At 38.1% G+C, this 11,550-nt stretch carries 6 protein-coding genes and 4 pseudogenes; 6 read left to right on the top strand and 4 right to left on the bottom strand.

The window, feature by feature from the left end:
- Positions 1-59: 59 nt before the first annotated feature.
- Entirely contained in the window at positions 60-1,925 is a 1,866-nt protein-coding gene (locus AAGA51_RS19310) for a DUF294 nucleotidyltransferase-like domain-containing protein (protein ID WP_042490020.1), read from the top strand.
- A complete protein-coding gene (locus tag AAGA51_RS19315; protein WP_042490022.1) occupies positions 1,922-2,638 on the top strand; it encodes a 3'-5' exonuclease in 717 nt (238 codons plus the stop codon). Before AAGA51_RS19310 ends, AAGA51_RS19315 begins: the two co-directional genes overlap by 4 nt.
- Positions 2,639-2,702: 64 nt before the next feature.
- Here the strand turns inward: AAGA51_RS19315 and AAGA51_RS19320 are convergent, their stop codons facing one another.
- Positions 2,703-3,383: an oligogalacturonate-specific porin KdgM family protein gene (locus tag AAGA51_RS19320; RefSeq protein ID WP_052404641.1), complete on the bottom strand. Its 681-nt coding sequence runs from the start codon at positions 3,381-3,383 to the stop codon at positions 2,703-2,705.
- A gap of 1,078 nt (positions 3,384-4,461) precedes the next feature.
- On the opposite strand from AAGA51_RS19320, the pseudogene tnpA reads away from it, so the two are divergent.
- The 3 genes and pseudogenes from tnpA to tnpC all read left to right on the top strand — a co-directional run.
- Positions 4,462-4,763 (top strand): annotated as a pseudogene (tnpA, locus tag AAGA51_RS19325) (IS66 family insertion sequence element accessory protein TnpA).
- 60 nt (positions 4,764-4,823) lie between these two features.
- On the top strand, positions 4,824-4,952 hold the full coding sequence (locus tag AAGA51_RS19330) for a transposase (protein WP_167828623.1): 129 nt from the start codon (positions 4,824-4,826) through the stop codon (positions 4,950-4,952).
- 29 nt (positions 4,953-4,981) lie between these two features.
- Positions 4,982-5,857 (top strand): annotated as a pseudogene (gene tnpC / locus AAGA51_RS19335) (IS66 family transposase); the annotation flags it as partial.
- Between the two features lie 296 nt (positions 5,858-6,153).
- On the opposite strand, the pseudogene AAGA51_RS19340 reads toward tnpC, so the two are convergent.
- Positions 6,154-7,127: pseudogene (locus tag AAGA51_RS19340) on the bottom strand (IS110 family transposase); the annotation flags it as partial.
- A 35-nt stretch (positions 7,128-7,162) separates the two neighbouring features.
- Between AAGA51_RS19340 and AAGA51_RS19345 the strand changes: the two are divergent.
- Positions 7,163-7,328: pseudogene (locus AAGA51_RS19345) on the top strand (IS66 family transposase); the annotation flags it as partial.
- Positions 7,329-7,389: 61 nt separating this feature from the next.
- Here the strand turns inward: AAGA51_RS19345 and AAGA51_RS19350 are convergent.
- Positions 7,390-8,019 carry a recombinase family protein gene (locus tag AAGA51_RS19350; protein WP_042490046.1) on the bottom strand — a complete coding sequence of 210 codons (630 nt, stop codon included), beginning with the start codon at positions 8,017-8,019 and terminating at the stop codon, positions 7,390-7,392.
- Positions 8,020-8,594: 575 nt separating this feature from the next.
- The gene (locus AAGA51_RS19360) at positions 8,595-9,707 is read right to left on the bottom strand and encodes a hypothetical protein (RefSeq protein WP_042490038.1); all 1,113 of its coding nucleotides are present in this window, start codon (positions 9,705-9,707) and stop codon (positions 8,595-8,597) included.
- Positions 9,708-11,550 lie beyond the last annotated feature (1,843 nt).

Genomic DNA, 11,550 nt, shown 5'->3' on the forward strand with positions numbered 1-11,550 from the left:
GGGAAAACTCACCAAATTGAGCATATAATAATACAATTATAAAGCGAGAGAATTTCCTGATGACTGAATCCTTATTACCAAATATCTTACAATTCATTAGTCAAATAGACCCTTTCGACAAAATACCAAAGAAATCCCTACGCAGCCTAGCGTCAGACATCAAAATCAGATACTTGAGAAAAGGTGAGGTAATTGAACCTTACGTCTGTGACCAAGAAAAATGTCTTTACATAGTTCGTACAGGTTCCATTGAACAACGTAAACACAATGGTGTACTAAGAGCAAAACTTGAAGCAGATGATCTTTTTGGATTTACTTTCCTAGGAAATGATATCGAACCAAGTAAGCAGTATAAAGCAATCGCTATTGAAAATTCATTAGTATACGTAGTACCTAATAGCGCTTTACAGAGGCTTTTCTCTGTTCACCCTGAGCTTGCTGAGCATTTCGCTTCTCAAGCTCAACTTCGCCTAAAATCCGCCTTAGATGTTGTATGGTCGAATAAAGAAAAAGGGCTATTTATAAAGCAAGTAAGTGACATCGCAAGTCGGCAAGTTGCTGTCGTTCAAGCTAATCAATCGATTCAAGCTGTTGCTACTGAAATGATGAAAAAATGTTCTCCCTGCGCGGTTGTTTATAACCATGAAACCATCATAGGTGTTATTACAGATCGCGATATGACAAAGCGAGTAATATCACAACGTGTAAGCATTGATAATCCAATATCTACCGTCATAACCAAAGACCCTCTCACTGTCCACCCAGAGGACTTAGTGCTACATGCTGCTTCTATCATGATGCAACACAACATTCGCAACCTGCCTGTCGTAAAAGACAATAAGGTAGTTGGAATTTTAACAACAAGTCACTTGGTACAAAATCACCGAGTTCAAGCGGTATTTTTAATAGAAAAAATTAAATACGCTGGTAGCGTTAAATCGCTGTCAAGCTACACACCAGAACGTCAGGCTATATTTGAAGCTTTAGTTGAAGGCAAAGTGTCTCCAGAAATCATAGGAAGAGTGATGACAATGATAATGGATGCATACACTCGTCGACTAATCCAAATAGCTATTGATAAATTAGGACCTCCACCATGTGATTTTTCCTGGATAGTCGCGGGTTCGCATGCACGAAATGAAGTGCATATGTTATCTGATCAAGATAGCGCGATAGTCCTAGCAGATAACGCAACGGCAAACGATAAGATTTACTTTAAGCACCTAGCAATGATGGTATCTAAAGGTCTGGCAAGTTGCGATTACCCATTGTGTCCAGGAAAATTTATGGCTGTAACTCCTCAATGGTGTCAGCCATTACACATATGGAAGAGCTACTACAAAAAATGGATCGCTAACCCTGAATATGAACGCCTACTGAACATAACCGTTTTTCTTGAAATACGGACAGTTTTCGGGAACAAGAATTTCGAGCAAGTTTTACGAAATGAACTTCACTCAGATATCAATGAAAACAAAGAATTCTTATCTATGCTGGTCAATGACGCTGTTTCCGTAAACCCTCCTTTAGGGATATTTAACAGCTTAGTTTTGGAGAAGTCAGGAGAGAATAAGAAGACCCTAAATGTTAAGAAATACGCTATCAATTTAATAATAGATCTAGCTCGAATCTATGGTCTTTCAGTCGCATGCAACTCTTCAGGCACTGATGAACGATTTAAAAATGCCAACGAAAAAGGCATGTTAAGTGATGACGCTTATAAAAATATAACTAACGCCTACCAGTTTATTTCATCATTTCGCTTTGCTCATCAACTAGAGGCACTTAAAAGTGGCGGAGTTCCCGACAATCATATTGACCCAAACACATTCGGAAGTTTTGAACGTAAACACTTGAAGGATGCTTTCCGCATCATCGCCGATCTGCAAGAAGCCGCAAAATTACGATTCGGAGCGACTCAATGAGGTGTTTAGTCAACTATTTTCATCCATGTGCTCGACTTAACCGACAACGTGCAAACTATCTGCAACAAAACGTTTTACCCGACCCAATTAAAGACCTCATTAAGGACGATGCTTTCTCAGTGGATCAATACTTGTCTGAGATATCATTAATAGTTTTAGATATCGAAACAACTGGCTTAGATTCAGAAGAAGACCTAATTCTATCTATTGGTTGGGTAGAAATCATCGGTAATCAAGTAGATCTATCAACATCACAACACATGTACATCGATAGTGGTTCTCAAATAAAACCTGAGACGGCAGTTATTAATCACATAACACCTCAGATGCTTCTTGGTGGGGTATCCATTCATGATGCCATTCAACATTTCTTGTCTAGCGCCAAGGGAAAGCTATTGGTAGCGCATGGAAGTATGATCGAAAAGAATTTTCTAAATCAATATCTACACTGTGTATTCAGTATTAGCCCACCGCCACTAATGTGGCTCGATACATTAACAATAGAAAAGCGACTCGAAAAGACTGCAAACTCTGGAGAACCAATAGATGTAACACTATCCGCAACCCGTTCAAGGTATGGGCTGCCGGAGTACAACGGCCATAACGCATTAGCTGATGCAGTAGCAACTGCGGAATTACTGCTTGCACAACAAGCCAGAGTGACACCCAAAGGTAACTCTACCATCGGTACAATGTACCGACTAAGTATTTAAGTCTATAAATAGAAATGCCCTTCAAGATTATTGAAGGGCATTAACAACTTTTGAAAGGTTAAACCTAGAAGCTATAAGTTAAACCGACACGACTTCTTAGTTGTCGGTCTCCACTCGTCGAAGAAACCGATACGTTACCGAACTCTACATAAGGTTTCCATGCCCAGTCAGCTTCTTTATAGCTGATCTTCATGTTTACATCCCAGTTACTATCTTTATTATCAAAGAAAATAACGTCATCTAAACTTTTTTCATAGTTGGCTTCCAAACCCACAGCTAGATTTTCAAACCCATAATCAAGATTCGCTGTTACTTTACTTTTTTGCTCTGTATCAGTACCTGCGTCATCAGTATATTTCTTGATCTCATGGCGGTATCGAAGCTTCGCTTTTAACCCTGAGTCAAATGAATATTGGAGGCGAACTTGCGGTTTGAACGTCACCTTATCGCTACCAAAAGTAACGGGCATACCAGGTTGCAGTAGCCAGTGTTCGTCTAATTTTAGATTATAACCATAGTCAAATTCGTTGTCTCCGGACTCCCAACCTTCGTCAAAAGGATTGCCTTTTTGCTTTGCTTCAACGCCAAAATAGTGGTTACCTGCGCTACCGCCTATTTTCACACGACTCGCATAACTTTCAGACTCATGTTTGTATTCTTGTCTAAAATCCAAAGAGGCAGCAGATGCGCTAGTTGCTAAAAGGGCTGTAGAGATCATCAAAGCGAGATTGTTATACTTCATAATTTTATCCAGTTTTTCACCTAAGTACTGAAATACACAGCATTAAGTATTTATTGTTTAGTGTGTAATTTTTTTTGTGATAGTTAACTTTTGCTAAAATTAACGGAATAAATCATAAAATAATACAAATAAAACTCTATGCTATAAATTGCTTTATGTGACTAAAGCCTCTCACATAATCACTATTCGTTAAAAAAACATGACATAAATCGACACTTATAGAATTCGCCCCATAATAAATGTAATAAAATATTATAAATATAAGAGTAATGAATGTATTGTAGATGTATCTCTACAACCAAATAGGAAGTCAAGAAACCTATCATGCACATGAATAAATCGTGGCCTCTAGCTATACCACTCCAATCGATTTAGAGAGATAAAATTGGGGTACAGATAAAAAATGTAGGTGAACGCTGAATGTATGAATATACCTTAGGTTAGAGGAAAGCAGCTATGCTGCTTTCTAATTCTTAACAGCAAAAAGTGCATATTTATGTAGCACTTCAGCGTTTATCCGTGATCTTAAACCAGTAATGTGCATCTAAGAATTGCTGCTAAAATACTTGATAGTTAACCTAAATGACGCTATTTCACACGTAAATGTAAAAAACAACTCAACAAAAAGATCAACCCTGGACCTATCAATATTTAAAAAATTATGTTATAACTATTATAACTGTTATAACTATTATAGAGTTATAATTTTAATATAAGGAGCGAGCGCCAAAAGCGGTATGCTGTTGCAGATAATCCTTACAACACCTTAAAAAAACCTCTTCCACATTCAGAACTTCGTCTTCCAAAAGTCGCAGATCAACTTCCATAATTAGCAAATCGCCTTCGAACTGTGGCAAAAGACTATTGCTGACATAAATTTCAGGCAAAAAGCTACCGCAGACAGATATAGCGGTCATTTTGTGATACCGCTTAGCGCAGGTGCGGTTATTTGCCTTTTCTATCATTCATAAAAGCTGCATAAAATGCTGAAACTAGAAATACGTATCCGCCCCATTCCCCCACATTCTAATCAATATCGGTACGTCCTAAGATCAAATCTCCCAATCTCAGGAGATCTGAAATTGCAAAACGACGTACCGACCAAGAATGGAAAAACCTGTTCGAGCAATAAGAATTCAGTCAACTATCCCAGCGTGTTTTCTGGAGCGCCATAATCTGAGTCTTTCGACCTTTTATGCAAACCGTCAACAATTGCAGTGCGCTGGGCAATCTCAAACTGGTGGCTTTATCAAAGCTGAAGTCGTCAAACAAACGACACGCTACCGGATGGATCAAACTCCCGTCGCCAACATGACATTATTTATTAATGACGTTGAACTCAGCATTCCACAGGTTACACCTGCCTCATATTTGGCAGAGTAAATCGGAGCACTGTCAAGTAACGGATGCTGAAAGCTCCTAATGTTTACTTGTGTCGGGAGTATGTGGATTCTAGAAAATCCATCAATGGCTTATCCGGTCATTATCGAGTTCGAAACGGGTTTACCATTAGGCACAAGTGCGCTGTTCCTATTTACCAATAAACAACGCGACAAAGTCAAAGTGTTGTAACGGGATAAAACGGGCTTTGCCCTGTGGTACAAACGGCTGAAAAAAGCCACATTCACAAACAACCCGCACCGATAAGCATCATCCCCAAAAGCTTCGCTGCCGAAAGTCTGCTTGCCAACACTATTTTAGGTAAATATCAGTATGCGCTTTCGCTGTATCGTCAGGAAACCTTACTCACCCAATCAGGTATCGAGTTATCGAGAACGACCGTGGCAAGGTGGGTAATCCAGGTGAGTGAAAAGTTCAAACCACTTTATCAGGCACTGAAGACTCAGTTACTCAAACAAGTAGTGGTTCAGACCAACGAAACGCCGCTCAATGTGCTCAAGGAAGACAAGCAATGTTATATGTGGCTGTACTGCTCGGGAGCCGACTCCCCCGAAGCTAAACTCCCTGACATGAAAAATATCGTCTTGTTCGACTATCAAAACAGTCGCGAGAAAGCCTGTCCAGTGAACTTCCTAGACAATTAATCTGGCTATCTACAAAGTGATGGTTACGCCGCTTATGACAATTAACGAAAGTGACCAATGTTGGTGTTGCTTCGCTCACGCACGCCGTAAGTTCATAGAGAATAAAAAGCTTCAGAGCAAAGGTAAATCCGGCAAAGCAGACGTAGCGTTAGCCAAAATCCAAAAGCTGTACGCTCTGGAAGCTCGGTTGAAACCAGCTTCCGTTGAAGAACGATGGGCAAAAAGACAAGTTCAGGCAAAACCCATGTTAGAAGATCTCTATCATTGGTTAACTTCGCAGAAAATCATCGAATCGAGTCCTCTGGAAAAGCTATCAAGTACATCCAGGGTCAGTGGCCTAAGCTGATACGCCATGTTGAAGATGGGTATTTATCTATCGACAAAAACCTAGCGGAACGTGCAATTAAATCACTGGTCATTGGAAGGAAAAACTCTTATGACCCTTTTCAAGTTTTTCTACAAAACCTCTCTCTTCTCTGTGAGACGAGGCGCATTCTCAGAGTTGGAATTGCCTGAGAGTGAATCAACAAATACTTGGGTTATACACATTTTAGCCCCAACATGGTTTTCGTAATAAGCTTACCTCCATCTGGCTGCTAGTCTCTAACCCAGTGGTTGAGTTAAATTTTTAACGAGGATTACTCACCTTGAGTCTCTTCACTTCCAAGCAAATTTTAAACTCTCTGATTCTGAGTAATTACCGCGATATCCCACATGAATCCAAGTAATTATCGCCCAACAGCCGTAATAGTCACCTGCGAGTTTTTGCCTTTTTCCACCAAGTTTCGATAACGGAAACATAAACGTTATTGAACTTTCCAAGAGATATCTTTAGCTTCTTGGCAAACACTATCCGGTCGATAGGTGACTAACCAGTTGCCAACCTTGGCATTATTTCTATTGGCCCATGCTGCCTCATACAATAATCGTCTCAGTTCCACATTACCCGCTTTAGTGATCCAAACTTTACGTGTTACGCTGCCGCTCAAGTATTCACCTGTTATCAATCCAAGGAATGCCATTATTTGTTTAGGATTACTAAATCGAGAAAAATCTTCTAATTCAGCAACGGCTGAAATGGCGATAGTGCGTCCAACACCTTTTAAAGCTTTTAGCTGATTGACGAGATTATACAATGACAAATTTGGGAGCAATCGTTCAATCTCTTGGTCTAGTTACTCTATTCGACTTTCTATTTGCTCTAAGCTTTGTCGATAGTGTTCATAAGCGATTTGCTGTAAAGTGAGCGGAAATGATTGATTCGCGATCCATATTCTGTGGCGAACAGTCCACATCTTTTCTCTTATATTTTCCCTGTTCTCAGAAAGAATACTTTGAATTCGTTGCTTGGCTACTTTGGTATCCTTTTTTGCACAAATTCTAGCCCTAACAAGATCGCGCATTGCTTCATGTGTAATATCGGGAACCCAAACATCCTCCGCCAACTCTCCAGCTCTATACAGCCTTGCTAATGCAACCGCACTCGGTGATCATTTTTGATCTTGTTGGTTGATAACTTGGGAATTCTAGAAAGATCAACAACGATGCAATCGATATTCATACATAACAATAATCGATATAGACCGTAGCCAGTTGGCCCGCCTTCATAGCAAACAAGAATCGATTCGTGAAGTTTTAGGAGCTTCTTCATCAAACGTATAACAGAATCTTTAGCTGACGAAATTTTGCCATAAAAACGTACCATAGGTGAGTCTTAGTATATAAGGTTATACCATCTGGTTGTTCGCCAATAATCCCAATGGTGCAGATGCCAGTGCGCTGTTGTACAGCATCATCGAAACTGCGAAAGCTAACGGGCTAATACATGGTCAAATGTATGAAAGAACTGGCAAAGCCAGAGCCTGATATCAACTCACTGCTTCCCTGGAACTTCTCAAACTAAAAAGCCCCGTGGGATTATGGATCGCATACAGAATTACAGCTCAAAGAGCTGTATACCTCTGTCAGTTTGTCATTCCATCTTCTACTTTCAGGTAGTTATAGTAACTAGCCCTGCTTACATTTTGAGCTTTACATGCTGCTGTGACAGTTTCACCGTTATCAACAAGTAGCTTAACGGTTTTACATCGAATAGCTGTTTGTTCATCAGCGGGTCTTCCTCTATATCGTCCAGCCAATTTCGCTTTTTCAATACCTTGTAGTGTGCGTTTCTGACGTGTTTCATAGTCATCCCTAGCCATAGCGGCACAAAGATCGAGCATGAAATTTGTTAATGCTTGTTGAATTGCTGTAACCGATTCAGTAGAGGCTCCATTCAAGACTTGATGAGTCATGACCTGGTCAACGACAACGATATGGACACCTCTAGATTTGATGGATGATTTTAGTGTCTCCCATAGAGAAAACGGTAGCCTTGATAGACGATCCATATTCTCAATCAAAAGAACATCTCCAGGATCTGAATCACTCAACAATTTATTTAATTCTGGTCTCTCAGTACTAGTACCTGACAAGTTCTCTTGATAAAAAGTGGCTATTCGAAAATTATGATTCTTAGAGAAGAGCTTTAGTTCGTTTTTAGCACGGCTTGCATCTTGTTTTGTCGTTGAAGCTCTCAAGTAGGCTCGAATAATCATAATATTCTCACATTAATAGAATTTGTTTAATTTAAGGTGTCTATTAAATAATGTCTATTTAAAAGTGTCTAATAATTGATTGCAGAATAGAAATAGTATGTAAAATATAGCTATAGTTATAATTTACAATTTTTGATATAGACTTGTTTGCAAATAAATGCAAAAAGTTCTTTCTCAGTTACTATTCAGAGTATTAAGAATGAGATGCCTTCCCATCTGTAAATTTGTAATACAAAAATGATATTTGCTCTGGCTACCACCAAATTTAGGGTTAAGTTTTTTAGAAAGAGCATAATCACTGATATGACGAGCAACGATCAGTTTGTCAATATGGTTAGTTTGAGAAATCATAGTCTGGCTCTAGCTTTCAGACGCAAGCAAAACCGCTTTATTACGCTCTAGCACTCAACCATCACCAGTTGAATTATGCATCTCTTCAAAATGCGCTTACTATTATTAAAACCTTACGGAAATAATTATGTAATCAAGAAATAAATATGGCAGCATACAGAACAATACTGCCAAGAGTTTTTCTGACAATCTTTAAATTTAAATATGAAGTATCATTAATGCTAAATATAACCTTTTGACCTTTCTTTCACTCTATAAGCAATTTTTGATAACGTATAATCTTTTTTCATTCTATCTGGATATTTTTTCCTAATCATTCGACTCTTGATATAATTATTTTTTATAAACTTTTTATCTGGTTTGAGATCAGATAAAGCAAGTTCACAAAGTTTTGTATAACAATTTTTAGATTTTGCAAATGAAATCAGTGTATTTACAAGATCTAATGCTGTTTCAATTATGACCTCAAAATCCGTCGATTTCTCAAAAATAGGGGACGAATGATCTTTAAAACAACCAAATTTGTACTCTTTGTTTACCTGTATTTCATTGTATTCAAATGTGGTGTAATGCTTTAATAGATATTCAAAAAAATCCGCATATTCAATATTTGGTTCGATAGCAGCATAGATAGCTTTCTTCGAATTAGCATATTGATTTTGTTTGAATTCAAGCATGTCTTTAGCTGCACGGTCTATCAATATTTTTGCATTCAAAAATTTTTGCTCGATTGATAAATCACCCCGTAGGGTTAGGTTACTAGATAAAAATGAGGTAAACGTCTCCGTGAGAGTTTGCAGCAGGCTACAGTGCAATTTATTTTTAAATACACAATCAAAATGAGTTGTTTCAGGGAGATTAACAGGAGTAACGATAAATGTAGTTGTAACCACATTTGTTGCTGTTGCAAATACTTGCGTAATCAAAAACTTAATTTCTGTACCTAGAAATTCAGCCGAGAATGTTGCTAGAGGATAGCTAAACGTAAGTTTTTGTTTGTGCGAAATCTCAACCGTGAGGCTACGAAAACAATCTGAATTTTGAAGATAATGCTCAAGCAGCTCTCCATTCATTAGCTTGTATTCATCTGATGCGTGGTAGCGACAAGTAGTAAAGTTTTTCAAGTTCAATAACTGTGCCACAATTTCCTGAACTATATGTTTCTTTGGAGGAGGACCAAGTCGGGTCAAACACTCTCTCGTGTGATCGACAAAAAGATCTAACTCTTGTTGATTAAAATTTTCTGTAATGACTGTTGAAAATTTTGAACGAAACTCATCTATATTTGTTGCAATTAAATTTTCTGTAGATTTCGGAGGCGTTGATCTTGGCATTTTGTCTATCCATGTTAATTTAACACCAAACGTTATGAAGCCAAATGTTATGTTTGTCGCAGTAGGTAGGTTATAACGGTTAGTGTTAAAAAATATAAATAAACAAAATTTGTATTTAACAAACTAATATATTGCTGCTTTCGCTTGCGACATATAGCAGAGAAGCTATCTCTTGTGAACTATACAAGATGTACCTATGTAAAACTCAATTTTATTTAAGTGGAAATTTAAACAAAAGTCAATTAAAAATTTCAAATATGACGTACCCCCCACGAAATCTCATTTATTTTCAAACTTATTACTATTTAATTCATAGAAAACTCTCTATTCAACTTTATATACTAATGATTTTCGACAAATAATGAAGAAAATGAGTATCTAAATACCTTGTTGATTAACTTGAATAAGATCTAGTTAAATTTAATTATATTTAGCACAAAGTTACTGATTTTTCGGCTTCAGATTAAAGTTTTAATCTGCCCCCGACCATGCTGATTACATTGCAATTGCTCGCCTGCCTGATTTTGGAACAATAAGGAGTGACTAGGATCACCCCAAGGTTACAAACTATATTGTGTGAAAGCACTATTGCTTTCGAAACCTTTTCTCGACAATACCTAGTTAAACTGACCAAATTATTCAGGTGAATAACCCAATATTTTACGGCTAGATTTCATCTTAATGACGACTTCCAGACCAGCTTATCAGTAATACTCAGTTCAATATCTGCCCAAATTGTTCAGGCGAATAACCCAAGATTTCAAGGCTGGATTTCACCTTAATGAAACCACCTATAACTGTGTTAAAACAATAAAGATTGCCCGTAGCTCACACCTCATTGTTTCGATAAGTTGAATGTTGAAAGCTATCAATCGATACTTTGCGCAGATCTGAATAAAAGTCACCCCTAACGGGCAAGCTATTTTGTATTTTTACTGGTTATTAGTGGCAACCTTATTGTTCTTTCACATATGCTGTCTAAGGAATTGCTGTTGTGTTCGTAACTTCGGTGGTTCAAGTCAGGTATGCATTTTTATCACACAAGATGTCCCGCTTTATTCACCTAAATAACCCAAGAAGCCCCACTATTAAACTATGAGTATGGCTACTATGCTGTCGAAGGAACTGCTGCTGTATTCGTAACTTCGGTGGTTCAAGTCAGGTATGTATTTTTATCACACAAGATGTCCCGTTTTATTCAGTTGAATAACCCAAGAAGCCCCACTATTAAACAATGAGTATGGCTACTATGCTGTCGAAGGATTTGCTGCTGTATTCGTAACTTCTGTAGTTCAAGTCAGGTATGCATTTTTATCACACAAGATGTCCCGCTTTATTTAGTTGAATAACCCAAGAAGCCCCACTATTAAACAATGAGTATGGCTACTATGCTGTCGAAGGAATTGCTGCTGTATTCGTAGCTTCTGTAGTTTAGGTAAGACATCTATCTTCATCACACAAGATGCCCCGCTTTATTCAGTTGAATAACCCAAGAAGCCCCACTATTAAACAATGAGTATGGCTACTATGCTGTCGAAGGGGTTGTTGCTGTATTCGTAACTTCGGTGGTTCAAGTCAGGTATGCATTTTTATCGCACAAGATGTCCCGTTTTATTCAGTTGAATAACCCAAGAAGCCCCACTATTAAACAATGAGTATGGATACTATGCTGTCGAAGGAATTGCTGCTGTATTCGTAACTTCTGTAGTTCAGGTAAGGTATCCATTTTCATCACACAAGATCTTCATCCCCTACTGGACGATAAGTACGGTTACTATGCTGTCGAAGGGGTTGTTGTTGTATTCGTAACTTCGGTGATTCAAGTCAGGTATGCATTTTTATC

The organism is Vibrio diazotrophicus (genome assembly GCF_038452265.1).
GTDB classification, from domain to species: Bacteria; Pseudomonadota; Gammaproteobacteria; order Enterobacterales; family Vibrionaceae; genus Vibrio; species Vibrio diazotrophicus.